The 23353-nt window shown below is 64.5% G+C and carries 20 protein-coding genes; 4 read left to right on the plus strand and 16 right to left on the minus strand.

Going from position 1 to position 23353, the window contains the following annotated elements:
• Nucleotides 1–92: 92 nt before the first annotated feature.
• Nucleotides 93–749: a glutathione S-transferase gene (locus tag ACE10X_RS32950; RefSeq protein ID WP_038382994.1), complete on the minus strand. Its 657-nt coding sequence runs from the start codon at nucleotides 747–749 to the stop codon at nucleotides 93–95.
• Nucleotides 750–923: 174 nt separating this feature from the next.
• Between ACE10X_RS32950 and ACE10X_RS32955 the strand changes: the two genes are divergently transcribed.
• Nucleotides 924–2147 carry a polyhydroxyalkanoate depolymerase gene (locus ACE10X_RS32955; protein WP_375763395.1) on the plus strand — a complete coding sequence of 408 codons (1224 nt, stop codon included), beginning with the start codon at nucleotides 924–926 and terminating at the stop codon, nucleotides 2145–2147.
• A gap of 238 nt (nucleotides 2148–2385) precedes the next feature.
• The gene (locus tag ACE10X_RS32960) at nucleotides 2386–3180 is read left to right on the plus strand and encodes an extracellular solute-binding protein (RefSeq protein ID WP_375763396.1); all 795 of its coding nucleotides are present in this window, start codon (nucleotides 2386–2388) and stop codon (nucleotides 3178–3180) included.
• Nucleotides 3181–3439: 259 nt separating this feature from the next.
• Here ACE10X_RS32960 and ACE10X_RS32965 read toward each other — a convergent pair whose 3' ends face one another.
• The 6 genes from ACE10X_RS32965 to ACE10X_RS32990 all read right to left on the minus strand — a co-directional run bounded on the left by ACE10X_RS32965 (nucleotide 3440) and on the right by ACE10X_RS32990 (nucleotide 10794).
• Nucleotides 3440–5176, minus strand: coding sequence for a bifunctional protein-serine/threonine kinase/phosphatase (locus tag ACE10X_RS32965; RefSeq protein ID WP_038382992.1), 1737 nt, complete (start codon nucleotides 5174–5176; stop codon nucleotides 3440–3442).
• 59 nt (nucleotides 5177–5235) lie between these two features.
• The gene (locus ACE10X_RS32970) at nucleotides 5236–6054 is read right to left on the minus strand and encodes a formate/nitrite transporter family protein (RefSeq protein ID WP_038382991.1); all 819 of its coding nucleotides are present in this window, start codon (nucleotides 6052–6054) and stop codon (nucleotides 5236–5238) included.
• A gap of 431 nt (nucleotides 6055–6485) precedes the next feature.
• Nucleotides 6486–7232 (minus strand): transporter substrate-binding domain-containing protein, encoded by a 747-nt coding sequence (locus ACE10X_RS32975; RefSeq protein WP_080583240.1) that lies wholly within the window; start codon nucleotides 7230–7232, stop codon nucleotides 6486–6488.
• Nucleotides 7233–7389: 157 nt separating this feature from the next.
• Nucleotides 7390–7815, minus strand: coding sequence for a DUF4399 domain-containing protein (locus ACE10X_RS32980; RefSeq protein WP_028342408.1), 426 nt, complete (start codon nucleotides 7813–7815; stop codon nucleotides 7390–7392).
• 37 nt (nucleotides 7816–7852) lie between these two features.
• Entirely contained in the window at nucleotides 7853–9397 is a 1545-nt protein-coding gene (locus tag ACE10X_RS32985; RefSeq protein ID WP_038382989.1) for an SUMF1/EgtB/PvdO family nonheme iron enzyme, read from the minus strand.
• A 206-nt stretch (nucleotides 9398–9603) separates the two neighbouring features.
• Entirely contained in the window at nucleotides 9604–10794 is a 1191-nt protein-coding gene (locus tag ACE10X_RS32990; protein WP_018273066.1) for an MFS transporter, read from the minus strand.
• Between the two features lie 75 nt (nucleotides 10795–10869).
• On the opposite strand from ACE10X_RS32990, the gene ACE10X_RS32995 reads away from it, so the two are divergent.
• Together ACE10X_RS32995 and ACE10X_RS33000 are read left to right on the plus strand one after the other, a co-directional pair.
• Nucleotides 10870–11670: a helix-turn-helix domain-containing protein gene (locus ACE10X_RS32995; RefSeq protein ID WP_028342411.1), complete on the plus strand. Its 801-nt coding sequence runs from the start codon at nucleotides 10870–10872 to the stop codon at nucleotides 11668–11670.
• 158 nt (nucleotides 11671–11828) lie between these two features.
• The gene (locus ACE10X_RS33000; RefSeq protein WP_038382988.1) at nucleotides 11829–13181 is read left to right on the plus strand and encodes a malonyl-CoA decarboxylase; all 1353 of its coding nucleotides are present in this window, start codon (nucleotides 11829–11831) and stop codon (nucleotides 13179–13181) included.
• Nucleotides 13182–13431: 250 nt separating this feature from the next.
• Here the strand turns inward: ACE10X_RS33000 and ACE10X_RS33005 are convergent, their stop codons facing one another.
• The 9 genes from ACE10X_RS33005 to ACE10X_RS33045 all read right to left on the minus strand — a co-directional run bounded on the left by ACE10X_RS33005 (nucleotide 13432) and on the right by ACE10X_RS33045 (nucleotide 23175).
• The gene (locus ACE10X_RS33005) at nucleotides 13432–15804 is read right to left on the minus strand and encodes a TonB-dependent siderophore receptor (protein ID WP_051002827.1); all 2373 of its coding nucleotides are present in this window, start codon (nucleotides 15802–15804) and stop codon (nucleotides 13432–13434) included.
• Nucleotides 15805–16104: 300 nt separating this feature from the next.
• Nucleotides 16105–17166: a hypothetical protein gene (locus ACE10X_RS33010; protein ID WP_038382986.1), complete on the minus strand. Its 1062-nt coding sequence runs from the start codon at nucleotides 17164–17166 to the stop codon at nucleotides 16105–16107.
• Nucleotides 17167–17347: 181 nt separating this feature from the next.
• A complete protein-coding gene (locus ACE10X_RS33015; protein WP_168856946.1) occupies nucleotides 17348–18517 on the minus strand; it encodes a mandelate racemase/muconate lactonizing enzyme family protein in 1170 nt (389 codons plus the stop codon).
• Between the two features lie 125 nt (nucleotides 18518–18642).
• Nucleotides 18643–18903, minus strand: coding sequence for a DUF3297 family protein (locus ACE10X_RS33020; RefSeq protein ID WP_028342416.1), 261 nt, complete (start codon nucleotides 18901–18903; stop codon nucleotides 18643–18645).
• Nucleotides 18900–19376: a glutathione peroxidase gene (locus ACE10X_RS33025; RefSeq protein WP_038382982.1), complete on the minus strand. Its 477-nt coding sequence runs from the start codon at nucleotides 19374–19376 to the stop codon at nucleotides 18900–18902. The genes ACE10X_RS33020 and ACE10X_RS33025 overlap by 4 nt, the downstream gene beginning before the upstream one ends.
• A gap of 1 nt (nucleotide 19377) precedes the next feature.
• The gene (locus ACE10X_RS33030) at nucleotides 19378–20769 is read right to left on the minus strand and encodes an amidase family protein (protein ID WP_038382981.1); all 1392 of its coding nucleotides are present in this window, start codon (nucleotides 20767–20769) and stop codon (nucleotides 19378–19380) included.
• Nucleotides 20770–20840: 71 nt separating this feature from the next.
• Nucleotides 20841–21407, minus strand: a complete 567-nt coding sequence (locus ACE10X_RS33035; protein WP_038382980.1) for a c-type cytochrome — start codon at nucleotides 21405–21407, stop codon at nucleotides 20841–20843.
• Between the two features lie 72 nt (nucleotides 21408–21479).
• Nucleotides 21480–22751 carry a sorbosone dehydrogenase family protein gene (locus tag ACE10X_RS33040; protein ID WP_085970512.1) on the minus strand — a complete coding sequence of 424 codons (1272 nt, stop codon included), beginning with the start codon at nucleotides 22749–22751 and terminating at the stop codon, nucleotides 21480–21482.
• Between the two features lie 166 nt (nucleotides 22752–22917).
• Nucleotides 22918–23175, minus strand: a complete 258-nt coding sequence (locus ACE10X_RS33045; RefSeq protein WP_016839844.1) for a DUF6894 family protein — start codon at nucleotides 23173–23175, stop codon at nucleotides 22918–22920.
• Between the last annotated feature and the right edge of the window lie 178 nt (nucleotides 23176–23353).

Genomic DNA, 23353 nt, shown 5'->3' on the forward strand with positions numbered 1-23353 from the left:
GACGCCAATGCCTGACGCCGACGGCACGTCCATTGAGCAAGGCTTGCCTCGTGCTTGAGCCGCCGATGCAGGCAGGCCGGCCCGGGCGCTGCCTAATATTCGACCTCGAGCTCCTCGACGTCGGCCGGCTCCGCCTTCGCGGCCTCGATCCATTCCTGCATCTCGGGCATCGTCATGATGGTGCTGGCATACACCGCAAGCGCAGGCTCGAGCTTGACGTCATAAGTCATGAAGCGGGTCACGACCGGCGCATACATCGCGTCCGCCATGGTGCGGCGTTCGCCGAACAGGAACGGTCCGCCCGATGCGCCGAGGCAGTCGCGCCAGATGGTGCAGACGCGGTCGATGTCGGCCTGCGCCCGCGACCAGATCTTGAAGCCGGGGAAATGGCCCTTGAGATTGACCGGCAGCGACGAGCGCAGCGTGGTGAAGCCGGAATGGATTTCGCCCGAGATCGAGCGGCAATGCGCGCGCCGGATCCGGTCTTCCGGCAGCAGCCCGGCATGCGGCATGATCTCGTTGAGATACTCGCCGATCGCCAGCGTATCCCACACCGTCGCACCGTCGTGGCGCAGGCAGGGCACCAGGATCGAGGACGACAGCAGCAGCAGCTCGGCGCGCGCCGACGGGTCGTCGGGCGCGGTGACCACCTCCTCGAACTCGAGCCCGGCGAATTTCGCCAGCAGCCAGCCGCGCAGCGACCAGGAGGAGTAATTCTTGCTGCTGATGGTGAGTGTCGCTTTCGCCATATCGGTCCCTCACGCCTGAACGCGTCCTCAGCTCCCGGACATCGCGCGCCGGTTCAGCCGCCGCGCACCCGGCGCCATCGGCTTTTGCAGCAAGCCACGTGCCAATTTGCCGGGCGGCCGGCCCCGCCTCTGGCGTCGATATTGCATGGCAAGCGGGGCCACGGGTGGATGCGTATGATGTCAATGCTGTACCAGGCCTATCAGAACCACATGGACCTCACCGCGCCGTGGCGAACCGGCGCCGCGGCGGCGTTGCGCTATCTCAATCTGGTGCCGCGCGGCGCGTCCTACCGGACGTTCGGCCGGCTCGCCGCCGCGCTCGAGCTGATCTCGCGCTCCAGCCTGAGCTATGCCCGTCCCGACTACGGCATCGGCAGCGTGACCGTCGGCAACAGGGAATTGGAGGTGACGGAGGAGGTCGCCTATGCGACGCCGTTCGGCTCGCTGCTGCATTTCAGGAAGGTGGACGGACCGGAGCAGCCGCGGCTGTTGCTGGTGGCGCCGATGTCCGGGCATTTTGCCACGCTGCTGCGCGGCACCGTGAAGACCCTGCTGCAGGACCACGACGTCTACATCACCGACTGGCACAACCCGCGCGACATCCCGCGCAGCAAGGGCCGCTTCGGGCTCGAGGATTACACCGACCATCTGATCGACTTCCTCGGCCAGCTCGGCCCCCGCGCGCATATGGTGGCGATCTGCCAGCCTTCGGTGTCGGCGCTGGCGGCCGCCGCGATCATGTCGGAGGACAATCATCCGGCGCGGCCGGCCTCGCTCACCCTGATGGCCGGGCCGATCGACACAAGGATCCAGCCGACCAAGGTGAACGAATTCGCCAAGAGCAAGCCGATCAAATGGTTCGAGGACAATCTGATCAATTACGTGCCGATGCAGTGCAAGGGCGCGTTGCGTCAGGTCTATCCCGGCTTCGTGCAGCTCACGGCGTTCGTGTCGATGAATCTGGAGCGGCACATCAAGCAGCATATCGATCTGGCCGATCATCTCGCCAAGGGCGAGACCGCCAAGGCCGCGGTGATCAAGACCTTCTACGACGAGTATTTCGCGGTCATGGATCTGCCGGCGGAGTTTTACATCGAGACGGTGCGCGACGTGTTCCAGGAACATCTGTTGCCACAGGGCATGCTGATGCATCGCGGCCGCCCGGTGAATACGGCGGCGATCCGGCGCATGGGGTTGATGACCGTGGAAGGCGAGAAGGACGACATCTGCTCGATCGGCCAGACGCTCGCCGCGCAAGACCTCTGCACCGGGGTCCGCACCTATCGCAAGGTGCATCACATGCAGGCCGGCGTCGGCCATTACGGCGTGTTTTCCGGCAAGCGCTGGAACAACGAGATCTACCCGCTGCTGCGCGATTTCGTGCATGTGAATTCGTGAGAGATTCCCGGTAGCCCGGATGAAGCGAAGCGCAATCCGGGAAGGTGTTTCTGCGGAGAAGCCGGCCCCGGATTTCGCTCCGCTTCATCCGGGCTACGAAATCGCGCCTCCCGACACTGCTCTATCTCCATCACTGCGCGCCTCGCAAAGACGCTGCGGCTAGCCATGCCTGCCCTCGCGCAGTAGTCTCCCCGGCCACGACGACCCCCTTCCAAGAATCGTCCAGGGAGAAACCTCCATGCGATCAGCCACCGCCTTCCGTGCCCTCACGCTCGCCGTCATCGGCGCCCTCGCTTTCAACTCAGCCGTATCCGCCGCCGAAGTCCATGTCATGATCTCGGGCGGCCTGACGGCGGCCTACAAAGCGCTGGTGCCGGAGTTCGAGCGCAAGACCGGGCACAAGGTGGTGACCGCCTTCGGGCCGTCGATGGGCACCACGACCAATGCCATTCCGGTACGGCTGGAGCGCGGCGAGCCGGCCGACGTGCTGATCATGGTCGGCTATGCGCTCGGCGATCTCGTCAAGCAGGGCAAGGTGGTGTCCGACAGCCGCGTCGACCTCGTGAAGTCGCCGATCGGCATCGCGGTGAAGGCCGGCGCACGGAGGCCCGACATCGGTTCGGCCGACGCCGTCAAGCAGGCGCTACTGGCGGCGAAATCGGTCGCCTATTCCGACAGCGCGAGCGGCGTCTATGTGTCGACCGAGAAGTTCGCAAAGCTCGGCATCGCCGATCAGATGAAGGACAAGGCGCGGATGATCCCGGCGACCCCGGTCGGCGAGATCGTGGCCAAGGGCGAGGCCGAGATCGGCCTGCAGCAGATCTCCGAGCTGAAGCCGGTGACCGGCATCGACATCGTCGGCCCATTGCCGGAGCCGTTGCAGAAGATCACGGTGTTTTCCGCCGGGATCGCGACGGTTTCAAAGGAGCGTGAGGCCGGCAAGGCGCTGATCAGCTTCCTCGCCTCATCAGACGCGCGCGACGCGCTGGTGAAGAGCGGCCTCGATCCGATCGCGGCGGGTGGGACGCATTAGCGGCGTCCGACTCTCTCCCCGTTCTACTCCCTCCCCGTCATCCTGAGGAGCCCGCACTTGCGGGCGTCTCGAAGGATGCACGGCCCGGCTGGTGGCCGTCGACCCTTCGAGACGCGCGCAAGTGCGCGCTCCTCAGACTAGAGCTTTTCCCGTTCCGATGGAATCGGAACGGGGCTCTAGATTCTTGTGATGACGCGTTTTCTTCACGCGAACCGGTATCCACTTCGCTCGAAAACGCTCTAGATGGCGACTAGATACACTACCGTAAATGATGCGCGCCGTAGGCCAGCAATACCACCACGACCAGCGCCAGCAGCAGGGTGGTCGACTTCCAGAACAGCACCGGGTTGCGCTCGATCAGCGGGGTCGATGACGTCGTCAGATATTTTGCGTTGGGATTGCGCAGGTCGAACAAGAATTCCGAAAAGCTCTCGTAGCGCTTGAGCGGATTGGCGTGCACGGCGCGCTCCAGCGCGCCGTCGACCCAGATCGGGACGTCGCGGCCGGCATGCGCGGCCGGCCGGTAAGCCAGCCGGTTGAAGTCGGATCGTGTGCGGGCGCGCGCGATCTGCGCGCCATAGGGCAAGCGTCCCGTCAGCATCTGGTAGGTGACGACGCCGAGCGAGAACAGATCGGAGCGCGCGGTGCCGCGCTCGCCAAGGAAATATTCCGGCGCGGTGTATTGCTGGGTGCCCAGGATATCCTCGACGCCCGCCGGCACCGCGTCTGCGACACCCGCAATCCGCGTCGAGCCGAAATCGATGATCTTCACCGTGCCGGTCCTGTCGATCATGATGTTGTCGGGCCTGACGTCCTGATGCAGCATCTCCTTGCGGTGGAAGGCGCGCAGCCCTTTTGCAATTTGCTCGGTGATGTCGCGCACCGTCTCCAGCGCCGGTGCGGGATTGTCCGTGATCCACTGCGTCAGGGTCTGACCGTCGATATATTCCATCGTGACGTAGAGGAAGTTGCGCTTGCGCTGCGGCAGAAACGGCTTCAGCACATGCGGGCTGTCGATCCGCCGAGCGACCCACTCCTCCATCACGAAGCGCTTCAGATAAGCCGGATCGTCGCGCAGGTCGATCGAGGGGATCTTGATCGTGACCGTGGTGGCGCTGTCCTCGTCGACCGCGAGATAGATGTGGCTGCGGTGCGATGCGTGCAGCTCGCGCACGATGCGATAGCCGTCGAACAGCATCCGTGCGTCGAGCAGCGGCGGCAGCGGCAGTTCGGTCGGCTGGCCGAACACCTCGCCGGCATCGCCGTCGGGCAATTCGTCGATCCGGACGATCTGCACGGTGAGATTGTCCGGGCTGCCGTTCTCATAGGCCTGCTCGACGATCGACTTCGCGGCAACATCGAGATCGGCGGCGCCGTCTTTGATCGCCTTCGCCAGCTGCCGCGCCGGGACATGCTCATAGATCCCGTCGGTCACCAGCAGGAAGATATCGCCGCGCTCCAGCGGGAGAGCCTGGTAGTCGATCTCGAGTTGCGGGTTCACGCCGAGCGCGCGGCCGAGATAGCTCTGCTGCGAGGAGATCACGACGCGGTGGTCGTTGGTCAGTTGCTCGAGGCTGTTGCCGGCGACGCGGTAGATCCTGGAGTCGCCGACGTGGAACAGGTGCGCGGTGGTCGACCGGACGACCAGGGCGCTCAGCGTGCAGACGTAACCCTTGTCCTTGTCGTAGGGATTCTGGCTGCGCCTGGTCTGCGCATGCAGCCAGGAATTGGTCGCCTCCAGCACGCGCTGCGCCGAGGTTTTGACCGACCACGATTCCGAGGTGCAGTAATAGTCGGTCAGGAAGCTCTTGACCGCGGACTCGGCGGCGATGCGGCCGACGCTGCTCGAGGAGATGCCGTCGGCGAGCACCACGGCGATGCCCTTCAGGCCGAGCAACGGCTCGTCGGGGATCAAGGCGCCGTGGAAGTCCTGATTGGCGTCCTTGCGGCCCTGATCAGAGAATTGCCCGACCGATATTTTCAGCGCGCGCGGCATCGACCGTCCCAAGCCAATGGGGCCCTCCGCGACAGGAGAGCCCCATAAGCTAGCCAGGATCAAGCCGCGAGGCGCTGGCGCTTCGGCGCCGTCTTCACATGCGTGGTGTAGAGCGTGAGCCCGGTGAAGGCGAGGCCGCCGGCGAGATTGCCCAGCACGGTCGGGATCTCGTTCCAGATCAGGTAATCCATGATCGAAAACTTCGCATGCAGCATCAGTCCGGACGGGAACAGGAACATGTTCACCACCGAATGCTCGAACACCATGTAGAAGAACACCAGGATCGGCATCCACATCGCGATCACCTTGCCGGGCACCGTGGTGGAGATCATCGCGCCGACGACGCCGGTCGAGACCATCCAGTTGCAGAGCATGCCGCGGATGAACAGCGTGGCCATGCCCGCCGCGCCATGCGCCGCGTAGCCCAGCGTTCGCCCCTCGCCGATGTTGCCGATGGTCATGCCGACCTTGTCGGGCTCCTGCGTGAAGCCGAACGTCGTCACGAACGCCATCATGAACGCCACCGTGAGTGCGCCTCCGAAATTGCCGATGAAGACGAGGCCCCAGTTGCGCAGCACGCCGCCGAGTGTGACGCCGGGACGCTTGTCGAGCAGCGCAAGCGGCGAGAGCACGAACACGCCGGTCAACAGATCGAAGCCCAGCAGATAGAGCATGACGAAGCCGACCGGAAACAACAATGCTCCGACAAGCGGCTGACCTGTATTGACGTTGATCGTCACAGCGAACCACGCCGCCAGCGCGAGGATCGCGCCCGCCATATAGGCGCGGATCACGGTGTCGCGCGTCGACATGAAGATCTTGGATTCGCCGGCATCCACCATCTTGGTGACGAATTCGGACGGAGCGAGATAGGCCATTCGTAAAATCCCCTTGCGCAATTCGGCCGCGCCGGTTGCCTGCCGGAAGCGACGCGGGTTGGTTGAAATGCTCGTCCGTCCGGGGAGATGGGGCTGCAACGATTGCTCGAGACGCCCGGGCCGGGCACCTTGATCCCCTCGCCTCGGCCAGCACTGGCCTCGGCAATCCGGAGGACGGCAGTCGTCATTGACTGGTGCAATCAAAAGCAATGGATGTGCCAAGCGGCGACGCTGGCGGTTGGCTTTAAATCCCTGTCAATACAAAGAGTTAGGCTGGTCGCGCAGGAACCGCGCGGCGCGATGGCGCGGAATTATGCAGCATGCCCAGATGTCGCCCAGAGGATGCGCGCCCCTCCATCACCGTCATCCCCGCGCAAAGGCTTCGCCTTTGCGCGGGGATGACGGGGAAAGAGTCGATACGCACCGCTAGTTCACTTCACCTCGGTGCGGACCGGCGAGCCCTTCAGCCCGTTGTTGTCGTAGGCCTTGCGCAGCGTGCCATTGGCGATCGCCTCCGTCATGAACCTGGTGGCGAAGGCCGCGGCGAGCGGATGGTTGAGCGGCACCGCGATTGCCGTGACGGTCTGCTTGAAGGTCTCGTCCAGCACGCGCGTGCCCGGAATCTTCTTCGCCATCGCATTGAGCTGATCGCGCGACAATGCGAAGGCGTCGATCTCGCCGCTCTTCAGGAGATTGAAGATCTCGTCATAGGTCTGATAGCCCGTGACCTTGGCGTGCTTGAGATGGGCGATCGCGCCGCGCATCGTCGTGGTGGCGTTGACGGCGGCGACCTTGACGCCGTCCTGGTCGAGCGCCGCGAAATTCGTGATCGTCGAGCCGGGCTTGACGATATAGGTGGCGTCGGCAACCTCATAGATCGGCCCGAACGTCATCTTGGTCTCGCGCTCGGGATCCTTGGGCAGGAAGGTGATGTCCCAGGTGTTCTCGGCCGCCGCGTCGGTGATCTGGCCGGAATTCTGATGCACGATATATTCGACCGGGATGCCGAGTTGCGCCGCCATCTCGCGGCCGAGATCGACGGGAACGCCCGCATAGCCGCTCTCGGTCTTGGTCGACCAGAACGCGCCGCCGGCCGGGCTGATCGCGATCGCGACCCGGAGCTTTCCGGTCGGCGCGATCTGATCCTTCAAGGCGTCGGCATCCGCTGATGTGGCCATGACAATCACTCCCAGAACGAGGCCAGCCAGACGCAGCAGTCGAGACGACATCGGACTTCCTCCACACCGAATCTTGCTGTCCGGCAGGCGCGCAACAAACCGCACGGCGCGGCCTTGTGCAAGCGCCGGTTCTCGCAAGGGAGCTATCCGTATCGGCCTATCTGACCCGGATGGTGATTTTTTCGGAGACGACCGGCGGGCTGAATGGATAGTGCTTGGCGTCGCCCAGCACCAACTGCAGGGTGTGCTTGCCGGGCGCCAGATCGAGCTGCGTCTCGGTCTGGCCCGCACCGAAGTGCAGATGAGACTTGTCCGACGGAATCGGCTCATTCGGGTTCAACGGCTCATTCACGTCGATCAGCAGATGGTGATGGCCGCTGTTCGGGTAGTCGTCGCCGGCATGGGTGACGCCCATGTTGCGCAGCCCAAAGCGGCACCAGAACGGGCTTTTGAGCTTAGCGCCGTCGCGCGGCCAGATGAAATACAGCTTGGTGTCCTTGCCGGCCGGCTTGTTCTGGGCGTCGGCCGGGGCCGCGAACAGCGTCAGTGCCGCAGCGAGCATGATCAAGCCTGCACTTTTCATAGCCCCTCCATGAAGCCCGGCGATCAGGGATGATCGCTCAGGGTGACAGCGCGACCCGGAAACCGTGGGTCGGATAACGAACATTGGTGTCGTAATTATCGCGATTGGCGGGACGCACATAACGTGCGTCGTTCTTCCACGAGCCGGAGCGGATGACATGCGAGGCGCAGTCGCCGCCGGACCAGACCGCACCGTCGGCCGGCGCGCCCTGGTAATTCCTGTGCCAGCAATCCTCGACCCACTGATCGACCCCGCCGCCCATGTCGTAGAGGCCGAACGGATTCGGCTTGTAGCTGCCGACCTTGACCGGCTGCTCGGCCGCACTGTCGCCGCCGCAATCCTTGCATCCGGCGTGGCCCGATTGCATCTGGTCGCCCCACCAGTACTTCGATTGCGTTCCGCCGCGCGCCGCATATTCCCACTCGGCTTCGCTCGGAAGCCGGTAGGGCTTCTTGGTGCGCTCGGCGAGCCAGGTCACATATTGCTTCGCATCGCTCCAGCTCACATTGGTGACCGGAACGTCGTCCTTGCCGCTGGCCGTGAAGCCACAGGCCTTGGCCGCTGCGCAGGCGTTCCATTCGCGGACCGTGACCGGATATTTGCCCATGGCAAAGGGCTTGACCGTCACCCGGCGGATCGGCCGCTCGGAAGGATCGTCATTGCTTCCCATCGAGAAGCTGCCAGCTTGAAGCAAGACCAGTTCGGGCTCCGGCAGCTCCGGGGTGGGGCTCGCGGAGGGCGCAGGTTGCGGCGACGCTTGCTGCGTCGGTGCCGCCGGGGTCGGACTTGCAGTTTGGCTTGGGGCCGGGCTTGGTGCCGGCGGCTGGACCGCAGGCGATGCCGCCGGTGCCGGAGGCGCCTGTGCCACGTCGGCCGGCTTGCCGCGCGGTTGCGCCAGCAGATACCAAAGCACGCCACCGGCGATGATCGCGACCGCCAATCCAAGCAACGTGAGCAGAATGGACTCGCGGCGCCTGCGCGTCCGTTGGTACGCGGCTGCATCCGGCAGCACACGATAAACCCGGACCGGATCCGTGATGTTCTTGACCTTGCGGTCGCCGAGCGATTCGTATCCGCAGACCATCTTGTGCTTGATCTGCTCATAGATGCCGCCGGAGATGAAGACGTCACCCGGCGCCGCGATCCCTTCCAGGCGCGAGGCCACGTTGACGCCGTCGCCATAGATATCGTCGGGCTCGATGATGACGTCGCCGAGGTTGACGCCGATCCGGTACTCGATCCAGTGATCTCTCGCGATCGCCGCGTTGCGGCCGATCATGTTCTGCTGGATCACGATGCTGCAACGGACGGCCTCGACAGGACTGTCGAACATCGCGATAAAGCCGTCGCCGGTGGTCTTGACCAGCTTGCCATGGTGCTCGGCAATGGTGGGCTCGATCAGATCGCGCAGGATCCGCTTGACGCGCGCATGCGTACCTTCTTCATCAAGCTGCATCAACCGGCTGTAGCCTGCGATATCGCCGGCAACGATCGCGGCCAAGCGCCGCGGCATTGAATCGCCGGGAGGCTGTGTATTGTCGGGCTGTGACCGGCCTGACTTGAAGTCGCGAATTTCTCCCATGGCGCTCCGGCTGCTCCGCAAAGACGTGCTCAAGGCGCAACCGGCGCCTTCGTCCCCGAGGCCCGCTTGAACCTACCACACCTGCGGGTCGGAACAAAGTTCGCCAAGCGTGACCATGTCACGGTTGTCCGCCGTCGGCCGAGGCCCGCCGGCCGGCCGGGCACGCCTTGCCGCAACGGCCAACGGGCGGCAAAAGCGCCCCTGCGTCAGCCCGCCTGCGTGGCCGGGGTGCGGATCTCGCGCGGCAGGATGATCGCAGCTGCGATCGCCAGCAGGCACAGTGCCGCGAAGGCGCGCAGCATCATCGAGAAGCCACCCTGGTCGTACAGCCAGGCCACCAGGCCGACGGAAGCGCCGGCCGCGGTGAAGCCGACGAAATAGCGCACCGCATAGGCGCGCGAGCGCCATTCCTCGGTGGTGTACTTGCCGACCATGGCATCGTTCACCGTGACCTGGCCGAACGCGCCCATCACGATGCCGATCGAGACCACGATCAGCGGCAGGTTGGACAGGCTCGCCGCCAGATAAAGGAACGGCGCCAGCAGGAACGACAGCGGCAGCGCCACCGTCTTCAGCGAATATCTGTCGAGCAGCTTGCCGATGGTGTACTGCGTCATCGCGCCGAACACATAGACCCCGGCCGCGATCACGCCGAGCAGCGCCGGGCTCCTGGTCAGGTCGGCGAGCCGTTCGGCGAACAGCTTGGGAAGCGCCACCGTCACCGCGTTGAAGGTGGTGGAGATCGCGATCACCACGATCAGGAGTGACAGCACCACACGCCACATGTCCTCCTTGGCGACCCGCACCTGCGCTGCAGCCTGCCTGGAGCCCTTGCGGTCCTCATGCACCACCGTCATCGCAAAGACGATGCCGATCAGCACGGTGACCGTGCCGGGCACGATGAACGCCCAGCGCCAGCCGAGATACTGGCCGATCACGCCGGTGACCAGCGCCGACGAGGCGACCCCGAGATTGCCCCAGACGCCGTTGATCCCCATCTGGGCGCCGAGCTTCTCGGCATAGGACACGATCATCGCGGTGCCGACCGGATGATAGATCGAGGCGAAGATGCCGATCGCCAGCAGTGCGGCGCCGAGCTGCAGCGGCGTCTGCACGAAGCCGACCGAGATCATCGACAGGCCGATGCCGACGAAGAAGATCACCATCATGTGGCGGCGGCTCCAGCGGTCGCCGAGCCAGCCCGTGACCAGCGAGCCGGCGCCGAAGGCGATGAAGCCCGGGGTCGCATAGGGCAGGAGTTCCGAATAGGCCATGCCGAGCGCCGGGCCCATGATGATGACGGCGGCAGCGAAAATCAGCATCGCGTAGTGATCGATGAAATGGGCGGCGTTGACGAAGGTGATCACCCGGCTGGGACTGTTGCTTGGACCGTTCATCGGCACCGTCTCTCACGCGATTCTTCAATTGCTCGAAAATAGGTTATAGGTGCTTGTCCTGACGGGATGTCGCCAATGACTATCGCTGAGCCGCCAATAAGAGCCCTCCACCAGGACCGGCGCGTCACCGGGGACGGCGTGCATCTGGTGGCGCGCAGCTACCGCAAGGGCGTCCGGCTCGACCCGCACATGCACCGCGAGGCACAGCTGGTCTATGCCGCCAGCGGCACCATGCAGGTGACGACGCCCAAGGGGCGCTGGCTGGTGCCGCCGGACCGCGCGGTGTGGGTCCCTGCCCTGCTCCCGCACGCGATCGACGTGCTCGCCGACATCGAGATGCGCACGCTGTATTTCGACCAGGCCTGGCTCGCGCGCGAAAAGCGCAGCGACAGCCTCGACCACGAATTCGTGGTGCGGGTGTCACCGCTGGTGCACCAGGCGATCCTGGCACTGTTCGACGCCTCATGCGGACGCGAGCGCACCGCTCTGTTGATCCGCCTCGTGATGCTGGAGCTGCACCAGGCCGAGGATTCGGCGACCTTCATCCCGCTGCCGCAGGAGCCGCGCTGCCGCCGCGCCGCCGACATCGTGCTGGCCGATCCGACGAAGGACCACGACATCGATGCGCTGGCGCGCACGGTCGGCACCTCGGCGCGGACGCTGTCGCGGCTGTTCTCGGCGGAGACGCAGCTCTCGTTCAAGAGCTGGTGCCAGCGCGCCCGCATCGCGGCCGCCATCGAGCGCCTGTCGAGCACCGCGAACGTTTCGGTCAAGCAAGTCGCCTCCGACCTCGGCTATGCCAGCGTGCCGGCATTTTCCCACGCGTTCCGCCAGGTTACCGGCAAGACACCGACCGCGTTCGCGGAGAAAACGTGAACGGGATTCGCCACCGGGCGCGGCGACGACGAATTATACCGCTGTCGCGCTGCGACATATTTCCGTACGATCCATGCGCTTGATTGCAGTGCTCCCGACCTTAAATCCCGTGTAAGGTCCGGCTTCACTGGATACGACCTGCTGGATACGACCTGCTCATGGCCAATGCCTTCTTCTCCGATCTGCTCTCGACGATTTCCGAACGCGGCCGCGTCCTGCTCGGCCGCGCCAGCCCGGCCAACGACAAGCAGGATGCTTCCGAGCTGCTGGAATTGTGCGAGGCGCTGCTGTCCGGCCGCGGCGAAGCCTCCGGCACCGCGATGGCGCGCGAAGTGCTCGACCGCTACCACCACCTCGATGCCGCCGGGCGGCTGTCGTTCTTCCAGACGCTGGCCCGCGATTTCGGCCCCGATCACGCCAAGCTGGCGCAGGCGATCGAAAGCTGGCGCGCCAAGGCCAATGGCGATGACGCTAGCGATCTGCATTTCGCCTCCGAGCCGCGCCGCCAGGAATTGATCCGCCGGCTCAATCGCGCGCCGGGCGGCACCGGCGAGCTGGTGTCGATTCGCTCGGATCTGCTTTCACTGATGAAGGGCAACAAGGACCTTGCCGCGCTCGATCGCGACGTGGTCCATCTGCTCTCGTCCTGGTTCAACAGGGGATTCCTCGTGCTGCGCAGGATAGACTGGTCGTCGCCGGCCAATATTCTGGAGAAGATCATCCGTTATGAGGCCGTGCACGAGATCCGCGATTGGGACGATTTGCGCCGCCGCATCGATCCGATCGATCGCCGCTGCTACGCCTTCTTCCATCCGGCGCTGGCCGACGAGCCACTGATCTTCGTCGAGGTCGCGCTCACGGAAACCATCCCGGGCGCGATCGCGCCGCTGCTTGCGGAAGAGCGCGAGCCGGTCCCGGTCGAGCGCGCCCGCACCGCGGTGTTCTATTCGATCTCCAACACCCAGCGCGGCCTTGGCGGCATCTCCTTCGGCAGCTTCCTGATCAAGCAGGTGGTCGAGGAGCTGCGCCGCGAATTGCCGAAGCTCGACAACTTCGTGACGCTGTCGCCGGTGCCGGGCTTCATGCAGTGGGTCAAGCAGGCCGACGACGTGCCGCTCACCGATGAGGACCGCCAGCTGCTGGAAAGCCTCGGCAAGCCCGACTGGTTCGAGAACGCCGAGCTAGCCATCCAGCTGCGCGCCGTGCTGGAGCCGCTTGCCGCCTACTATTTCCTGAAGGCGCGAACGCCGAAGGGACGGCTGATCGATTCGGTCGCGCGCTTCCATCTCGGCAACGGCGCACGGCTGGAGCGGATCAACTGGCTCGGCGACCTCTCGCCCAAGGGCCTGCGCGAATCCGCAGGCATCATGGTCAACTACCTCTACCGCCTCGACGACATCGAGAAGAACCACGAGGCCTACGCCAACAATGGCGAGGTGATCGCCTCGAGCGCGGTGAAGAAGCTGTTAAAGGGCGAAGGCCGGCGGCTGCTGGACATGCGATTGGGATGACGGGGATGCAGCGCAATCTCTCCCCTCGTCGTCCCGGCGAAAGCCGGGACCCATAACCACAGAGTTGAGTTGTTAGAAGGCTGTGGCCCCAGCGTCGCACAACAATGACCTTCGGTGGTTATGGGTCCCGGCTTTTGCCGGGACGACATCGAGTATGTTGCGTCATCGAGAGTGATACATTCATGGTCTCTCAGGATGACGGGGCAGTGAACATCGACAATCACGGCGCGGCGGTCGACGCCCTCGGCACCTAAAACCTCGCCCTTGCCATCAGCCTTACCGTGCGGCCCTGCCCCGGCGAGATGTTATTGTTGCCGTCGGCGGACGCCCAATAGCCCTTGTCAAAAATGTTCTCGACGTTGAGCTGGGCGCTCCAGGTCTCGTCGATCTTGGCATAGACCGCCGCGTCGAAGCGCACGAAGCCCGGCAGCCGCACCGTGTCGTCGGACGAGGCGAAGGAATCGCCGAAATAAATCACGCCGAGCGCGGCGGCCCACATCGGCGTGAACTGATACTTGTTCCACCAGGCAAACTGATTGTACGGCACCAGCTGGACGCGGTTGCCGGGCAGGACGGTCGCCGAGGTCGCGCCGGTGATCTTCGCGTCGGTGTAGGCATAGGCCAGCGACGACTGCCACTGAGCGGTGACATAGCCGGTCAAGCTCGCCTCGACACCTCGCGTGAGCGTGCTGCCGGAGGGAAAGAAGAAGCCGGGATTGTTGCCGTCGGCGATCGGCTGGTTGGTGCGGTTCAGATTATAGACCGCGGTCGAGAACAGCAGCTTCGGGTTGATGTTCCATTTCATGCCGAGCTCGACATTCTCGAACCGCTGCGGCTGCAGGATCAGGGTGCCGTCGTTCAGCGCGCTGAACTGGTCGCCCGAGGCCGGCAGGAAGGAGACGCTGTAGGCGGTATAGACCGACATCGAATCGATCGGCTTGATGATGAGGGCGCCCTGCGGCGACACCAGATTGTCGACGCGATTGCGATTGATGTTGGTGTTCATGTCGGTGGCCGACATGTCGTAGCGATCGAACCGCGCGCCGGCGATGATCTGCACGGCGCGCGAAATCTCGATGGTGTCCCTGAGATAGCCGGACTGGATGTTCAGCGCATAGCGGCTGTTCGAATCGGGCGTGGTGACGCCGTCGCTGTTGGTGCCGGTGAAGTGGTGAAGAAACGTCACCGGGCCGAAATAGGTCGGCGCGAACGGGTTCTGCACGATGGTGTTGGTGCCGTTCGGGAACACGCCGGTGTTGCGGATGTCGACGCCGGTCTGCCGGCCGAACTCGGTGCCGAAGCCGACGGTGTGGAACAGCGGCCCGGTCCAGGTCTTGCAGGTGAAATCGGTCTGGTTGAAGACGTTGTCGCGGTTCGTCGTGTGCTGGTAGGCACCGAGATTGACCGCGGTGTCCGCGGGATTGACCGCGCCGGCGAGCGGGCCGCCGGTCGGATAGACGTTCTGATAGAACTTCTGGTAGTCGGCGGCGATGGTGCCGTTGCGCACCGTCAGCCCGTTCTCGAAATCGTGCTCGATAACAGCCATGCCGGTCTGCACGGTCGCCTGCGCGGTGTTCAGGCTTGGGCTGCCGAAGAAGGTCGAGAAGTCGCCGTTCGGCGCGAACGGCGTGGTCGGGTTGAAGCGGGTCGCGCCGCCGGGAAGGCCCTGCGAGGGATTGCCGCGATCGGCGGTGCGCTCGTCGTGGAAGTATTCATAGCTCAGTTTGATTTTGGTGTTGTCGTCGGGCTTCAGCGTTACCGTCGGATTGATGCCGTAGCGCTCCAGATGATTGAAATCGCGGAAGGCATCGGCGCCTTCGTAGAACACGTTGAGCCTTGCTGCGACGTTGTCGTTGATCGCCTGTCCGGCATCGAGGCTGACGCGGCGATCGCCCCACGAGCCGGTCTGCGCCGTCGCCTCGTAGACGCGGTTGCCGTCGGCCTCCTTCAGCGTGCGGTTGAGCAAGCCGCCGCCGGCGCCGCGGCCGAAGGTCAGTGCACTCGGTCCCCTCAACACCTCGATGCTCTGGGCGTTGTACATGTCGCGGAAATACTGCACGTCGTCGCGAAAGCCGTTGACGAAGAAGTTGGCGCTGGAATCGACGCCGCGGATCACGAGCTCGTCGCGATTGCCCTCGCCCTGGTGCACCGCAACGCCGGGGACATAGCGGGTGACGTCGGTGAGGCCCTGGTAGTTCTGGTCGCGGATCTGCTCCCGCGTGATCACGTTGAGCGATTGGGGGATGTTGACGATGGCGGTGTTGGTCCTGGTCGCAACCGACGTACTGTTGGCGAAATAGCCCGATGTGCCGGTGCGGGCATCCTGCGACTCCGCGAAGGGTTTTGCCGCCGCCGCGGGCGCGATCCGCCTTGCCGTCTGGGTGCGGCGGCCTCGTGCGGCGGCCGTGCTGCGCAATGTCGACGGTGCGCTGCGGCGACGTTGCGTGGCCGGCGGAGTGACCGTCACTGGCGGCAGCGACGAGGCTCCGCCCTGCGCCGGCGCCGATTGCGCCTGTGCGGCAGACGTTGCGAGCGGAACGCCCAGCGCGAGATAGCTCGCCGTGAGCAGCGACAGCTTCGCAAGCAAAGCGATGCGACGATTGTTTTTTGATCTTGATGTCATGACGTCGTCCCCAAGCAACTCTCGCCTTCGCTGAAGGCGATGCGCCGTCCTCTAGAGAGGTGAGGCGCTGTGCGTCCAGACGACGGACCCGGGAAAATTTTTGCGTGACGACGGAATAAAATCGCGACGAATGGACGCGGATACACCTCGCGGCGAGCGCAGGATTGGAAAAGTCAAGGATGCGAATGGTTTCTGTCGGCTTCCGGATTTGCGCCGGGAAACGAAGGACGGCGCTCGCGCGCCGCCCTTCTTGTAGAGATTCCAGATTGTAGCGGTTCTAAAACGATCGGGACGTCTCGGTCACGCGGTTGCGGACCGCGGCCGCAGCCCCGCCGGCAGATGCGCGTCGATCCAGCCAGTAATCGCACGCTCGTTGCGATGGTAGAGCAGGCCTGCGGCGATCACGGCAATGCCGATCAGCGACAGCGAGAACGGAAACCACAGCGAGTCCTTGAACACGACGTCGGCGAGATGGCCGAGATAGAGGCAGATGCCGAACGCGCCGAACACCGCATAGGCGCGCCGCATCAGGATCACGGCGATCGCGATCAGGCCGATATTGAGCAGGCAATACACCGCCTTGCTCAATTCGGTTGAGCCTTCGGATGCGCTAATTCCGCCCCAGAACGCCATCAGGCCGAACAGATGCAGCCAGAACGCAAAGTCGCCGTTGCGGCTGCGATAGTCCACGATCCACGCCACCGCGAGCACGGCAAGCCCGAACCAGATCGATACCCTGCGGCGCATCTCGAAATCGGCGTGAGCCATGCCGCTGAACCACGGCGCCAGATCCATCGACATGAACCACAGCGCGACCGAGATGATCGCGACGATGAAGGCGAAGCGGTAGTAGCGCAGCGCGACGATGCCGGCGGCGATCGTCGCAATCTCCATGAAGATCCAGCTGCCCTTCACCCAGACGTAGAAGTCCTGCACGGTTCCCGGCTTGCCGAACTTGCCCCACCAGCCAAGCTCGTCCTGAATGCCGTAGACCGCGAGCGGCGCCATCGAGACCGCGATCGCGATCAGCAGGCCGCCGGGAACCCGCAGATTCTTCGGGTGCCAGAGATAGTGGCCGCCCATTGTGAAAGCGGTGGCGTAGGCGACGGCACAGATGGTCAGCGCCCGGCCCCCCATCTGGGTGAAGGCCAAGGTCGAGAACAGGCCCATGGCACCGATCACGATGAGCGCGCCGGCGTACCAGAGCACGTGCGCGGCATCGAATTTGGCGGTGGGACTAACATCGCCCGCCGGACCCGGCCCTGCGCTGCTCGTCAGGAAAGCAAGCAACCGTTCCAGATCGGCCGGGCTGATCACTCCGGCATTTGCGGCTTCCCGGAGATCCTTGGCTGAATATGGCATGCGGCACTCCTCACGGCCGGTTCCGCGTCTGCTCCCGATCATTCGGGAGAAAGACGCCCTGTTCTCGTGAGTATATCTCGAAATGAGCAACGTTCAATAATTTATTGAGCAACGCTCACAAAATTTGCAGGTGAACTCAAGCCCGCCCCGCGCCCGGCAGATCGGCAGTCGCTGGCCGGACTCAGTCCGCCAGCGCCTTCATCTCCTTGTAGAGATCGGATTTGCCCTCGAAGCCGATGCCGGGAAGGTCGGGCATCACGATGTGGCCACCCTCGACGCGCACGCCGTCCGGGAAGCCGCCATAGGGCTGGAACAGGTCGGGGTAGCTCTCATTGCCGCCGAGGCCGAGGCCGGCCGCGATGTTCAGCGACATCTGGTGGCCGCCATGCGGGATGCAGCGGCTCGGCGACCAGCCGTGGGTCTTCAGCACCTCGAGCGTCCGCTGATATTCGCAGAGCCCGTAGGACAGCGCGCAATCGAATTGCAGCCAGTCGCGGTCCGGCCGCATGCCGCCGTAGCGGATCAGGTTCCGCGCATCCTGGTGGCTGAACAGGTTCTCGCCGGTCGCCATCGCGCCGGGATAGAACTCGGCCAGCGCGGCCTGCAGCGCGTAGTCGAGCGGGTCGCCGGCCTCCTCGTACCAGAACAGCGGGTACTCGCGCAGCATCTTGGCGTAGGCGATCGCGGTCTCCAGATCGAAGCGGCCGTTGGCGTCGACCGCGAGCTGCGCCGCGCTGCCGATCTCCTTCAGCACCGCCTCGATGCGCTCGCGATCCTCGGCGAGCGGCGCGCCGCCGATCTTCATCTTCACGACGTTGTAGCCGCGGTCGAGATAGCCGCGCATCTCCTTGCGCAGCGCGCCGAGATCCTTGCCCGGATAGTAGTAACCGCCGGCGGCATAGACGAAGACGCGCGGATTGGCGGTCAAACCGTGGCGCTCGGCGAGCAGCCGGAACAGCGGCTTGCCGGCGATCTTGGCCACCGCGTCCCACACCGCCATGTCGATGGTGCCGACCGCGACCGAGCGCTCGCCATGGCCGCCCGGCTTCTCGTTCGACATCAGCGTCGACCAGACCTTGTCCGGATCGAGATTGCCGCCATCAGCATCGAGCAGCGATTTCGGATCGGCTTCCTTGAGGCGCGGCGCAAAGCGCTCGCGGATCAGACCGCCCTGCCCGTAGCGGCCGTTGGAATTGAAGCCGTAGCCCACCACCCGCTTGCCGTCGCGCACCACGTCGGTGACCACGGCCACCAGGCTCGAAGTCATCTTGGTGAAGTCGATATAGGCATTGCGGATCGGCGATGAGATCGGTTTTGTGACCTCGCGGACGTCGACGATACGGACGGACATGGGGGGCTTTCTATTGGAGTCATTTCGGGGCGATGCGAAGCATCGAACCGCCAGGTGCGCAGTTGCACACCGAGAATCTCGAGATTCCGGGTCCGGTCCTTCGGACCATCCCGGAATGACGGTTGCTACTTCTTATCCCGGAAATACGGCTCGACCGGCCCGTGCACCTTGATGGTGAGCGGATTGCCGTAACGGTCCTTGGCGTTGCCCGCGGTGACGCGGACCCAGCCTTCGCTGATGCAGTACTCCTCGACATTGGTCTTCTCGGCACCCTTGAATCGGATGCCGACATCGCGGGCGAGAATATCCGCATTGTAGTACGGGCTGTTCGGATCGACCGAGAGGCGGTCGGGGAATTGGTCATTGGTGTCGTTGTCGTCGCTCATAGCAGCGCCTCGATTTCCTTCCTCAATCCTTCGGGCCGGGCGGTCGGCGCATGCCGCGCAACGACCTTACCGACGCGATCGACCAGGAACTTGGTGAAGTTCCATTTGATCGCGGGCCCAAGCAGGCCCGACTTCTCACGTTTCAGGTGTTCGTACAATGGATGCGCACCTGAGCCATTGACGTCGATCTTGGCGAACATCGGAAACGTCACGGCATAGTTGGTCTCGCAGAACGCGGCGATCTGCTTCGCATCGCCGGGCTCCTGCGCGCCGAACTGGTTGCAGGGAAAGCCGAGCACGGCAAAGCCGCGCGCCGAGAGGCCGGCGTGCAGCTCCTGGAGGCCCTTGTACTGCGGTGTGAACCCGCAGGCACTCGCCGTGTTCACGATCAAAAGCACCTGGCCCTCGAACCGCTGCAGCGGTACGTCGTCGCCGGCGAGCGACTTGGCGGTGAAATCGTAAACGGTCGCCATCTTAATTGACCGGATCGATCGGCGACGACGGCGTGCCGCCGGCCTCGACCGCCTCGCCGGCGGCAAGGCAGAGATCCTCGCGGTAGCGACCGGCCACCAGCTGCACGCCGACCGGGATCCGTCCCACGAGACCGGTGGAGACCACGAGCCCGGGAAGCCCCATGAACGGGATCGCGATCTGCGGCAGCTGCGCGTGCCACACCCGCGCGAACGACGCCTCGTCCTTGCGGTCGAGATGGTCGGGGAACGGCAGCTCGCCGGACACCGGCATCAGCAACACCGGATATTTCTCGAAGAAGGCGAACCATTCGCGCGTCAAGGTCGCGCGGCGGGTCAGCGCCTGCGACAGGTCGAACGGATGCACGCGGGCGCGGACGCCGCGCAGGCAGGCCAGCGCGCCGGGATCGCCCTCGCGCTCGGCGAAGGCGAGCTGGGCCTCATAGCCGTCGCCGAGCCAGAGCCGGGTCTGGATTTCGGCCGCCTCGCGTAAGGACGGCGTGTCGGCGATTTCCTCGACGATCCAGCCGGCCTTCTGCAAGCGCTTGCCGGCGTCGGCCACCGCGGCGACCACTTCCGGCACCGGGTCGAGACCATCGGGATTGAGGCACATCGCAACGCGCTTTTCGCGCGGCGGTCCTTCGAGCGGCACCGGCGCATACCAGGGGTCTCGATAGTCCGGCGCCGACATCGCCGCGAGCGAGATGCGCAGGTCGTTGACGGTGCGCGCCAGCGGGCCCGACACCGCGCTGATCTGCGGGCCGATCGGACGCTCCGGCAAAGCCGAATTGAAGGCCGGGATGCGGCCCATGCTCGGCCGCAGGCCGTGCACGCCGCAGGCATAGGCCGGATAGCGGACCGAGCCGGCGATATCGGTGCCGTGGGCGATGTGGCCGATGCCGGCCGCGACCGCCGAGCCCGCGCCGCCGGACGAGCCGCCCGGGGTGATGCCGGGATCGCGCGGGTTCTTGGTGTCGCCGTGAATGAGGTTGGTGGTGAACCAGCGATAGGAGACCGCCGGACAGTTGGTGCGGCCGAGCAGCACCGCGCCCGCCTTGCGCAAATTGGCGACCACCGGGTTATCGACCTTGGCGATGACATCACGCTGCGCCTTCAGCCCGTTGGTGGTGGCGTAGCCCTCCTGGTCGACATTGACCTTGATGGTGACGGGTACGCCGGCGAGCGGCCCGACCGCCTCGCCGCGCGCAATGGCCGCATCGACCTTGGCGGCCTGCGCCAGTACGTCGTCCGGCCGGTGATCGACCACCGCGTTGAGCTTCGGGTTGACCGCGTCGAGCCGGGCGAGCCCGGCCTCCGCCGCCTCCTTCGCCGACACCTTCTTCGATTTGATGAGGCTGGCGAGCTCGGCCGCCGACAGACGCCAAATATCCTGCATGTGACACTCCGTATGACGCTGCGTTTTAGCGCCGCGCGGAGAACATGACCAGCGGCCCGCCGCCCGATGTTTCAGCGGACATGCGCGATGTAATAGGCAAGGTCGCCGATCTGCTCCTTGGTGACCGTCTGCATCACGTCAGCCATGGTGGCATCATAGCCGTGGCGGCTGTTGTCCTTGTATTCGGCCAGCGTCTTGGCGAGGTAGTCCTCGCGCTGGTTGGCGATGCGCGGGACGTTGTCCTTGCCGGAGAAATCGGTGTTGTGGCAGCTGTTGCAGCGGTTCTGCTGCGCCAGCGCCTGGCCACGCGCCATCCGCGCGGGATCGCCGGCATCGGCGGGCGGCGTGGGCTTCGGCAAGGTCGCGATGAAGTCCGAGAAGCTGCGCAAATCGTCGTCGGTCAGCGGCTTCGCCATCTCGTTCATGGGGTCGAACACCCGCAGCTTCTCGCGGAACATGAAGAGCTGGATCAGCGCATAGGGCGCCGTCTGGCCGCCGAGCGACGGCGTGTTCTCGGTTTCCGACGTGCCATGCTCGCCATGGCAGGCAAAGCACGCCGCAGCGCGCTCCTGGATGGTCTCGGCATTTGCGGAGAAGCTGAGAGCGGCGAGCGCCGCGACGAGTGCGAGCTTACGCATCGGTCCATCCTTGCATGCACTTCAAAAGAAAATCGGGGGCAGCGGACGCTGCCCCCGATCCGTGGCTTCAACTTACTGATTGGCGACCTTCGGCTTGCCGTAGCTGACGCGATAGACCGCGCCGTTCCAGTCGTCGGAGACCAGCAGCGAGCCGTCCTTCAGCAGCATCACGTCGACCGGGCGGCCGACATACTTGTTGTCCTCGAGGAAGCCGGTCAGGAACGGCTCCATCGACTTCACCGTGCCGTCCTTGTTCAGCCTGACGGCGACCACGTCACCACCCTGCTTCTGCGACTTGTTCCAGGAGCCGTGACGCGCGACAAAGATGACGTTCTTGTAGCTCTTCGGGAACATGCTGCCGGTGTAGAAGCGCATGCCGAGCGAAGCGGTATGCGGGCCCATCAGGCCGACCGGCGCGGTGTAATCCTTGCAGTTCTTGCCCCAGCCGAGCTCCTGGTCGATGATGTTGCCCTGGTAGCAGTACGGCGCGCCGAAATCCTCGCCCGCCTTGGTGACGCGGTTGAGCTCGTCTTCCGGCACCGTCTCCGACAGCCAGTCGCGGCCGTTGTCGGTGAAGTACATCTGCTTGTTCTCGGGATTCCAGTCGAAGCCGACCGTGTTGCGCACGCCGAGCGCGTAGACCTCGGCGCCGGAGCCATCGAGATTCATGCGGCGGATCTGGCCGTGGTCGGAGTCATGCAGCACGTTGTTGCCGGGCTGGCCGACCGGAACATAAAGCTTGTTGTCGGGACCGATGGCGACGAACTTCCAGCCATGCGCCTCGTCCTTCGGCAGCTTGTCGTAGATGACGGTGGGCTTCGGCGGGTTGTCCAGGTTGTCCTCGATCTTGTCGATCTTGGAGACCTTCGAGAGTTCGGCGATGTAGAGCGTGCCGTCCTTGAAGGCGACGCCGTTCGGACGATAGAGACCGGAGGCGATCACCTTGACCGAGCGCTTGCCGTCCTTGTTGACGATCGCATAGACCTTGTCGACGAGCCGGCTGCCGACGAACACCGTGCCCTTGTCGCCGAGCGCCAGCGAGCGCGCATTGGCCATGCCGGCCGCATAGACCTCGACATTGAAGCCGGCCGGCGCCTTGAGCTTGGCGAGCGGAAGCTTGTCGGGCGCGGACGGCAGCGGCGGCGGCGCCACCGGCGCGAGCTTGGCGGCGGCTTCATTGTCGGGACGCCCGATCAAGGGCGAGCCAGGCGGCAGCGGCTGGGCGGCGGGGGCGGCACCGGCCGCCGGCGCGGCTGGCTGTTGCGCCGCAGCAGAGAGCGTGAACGCCCCGAGCATGGCCCCCGCGAGCAGCAGGCTGCGCGGTGCGAACGAGTGTTTTTTCATGATGATCTCCCCTGGGTGGAAGCCGTTGTTGATTGCGCCATTGACGTCGCCCGGCGCCGTTCGGCTTTCCGTTCATAGTCTTGGGAATTTGTCCGGACAATTGCAATCGGAAACATGCTGACATCGGCCAACGCATGGTTGTGACCACGCGGCGGGCCAGCGCGCGTCAGTGCCTTGTCATCGAGCGGTCCGGGCGGTCGAGGATCGCCTCCGTGAACGGAAACTCCAGAACGATCTCGCCCTCATCGTCCGTCACCTCGATCACGGCGCTGAGCAGCGCGCCGTCGGCGCCCTCGGTCTTGAGCAGTTCGCGAATCATCGCGCGCGCCATTTCCCACGCACGATCCGGATCCCGCAGGATTTCGCCGTCGGGATCGGAGATCAGCTCGTCGCCGATACGGGTATTGAAGAAGTAGCGTGGCATCGGCTGAACTCGGCTCGGTTAGTCGCTTCCCGTCAGGGGAGAGCACAGGATCGTCACAGGACCTTCGGAGGACCGCAGGGCCCTGTTTACTTATTCCAAGATCACCATTCACCGTGTGGCGAACAACAGGAAAAAGGTCTGATGCCACGGGCTTTTGACGGGAAACACGCGCACAAAT

It is taken from the genome of Bradyrhizobium sp. Pha-3 (genome assembly GCF_042258325.1).
Lineage (GTDB): Bacteria > Pseudomonadota > Alphaproteobacteria > Rhizobiales > Xanthobacteraceae > Bradyrhizobium > Bradyrhizobium elkanii.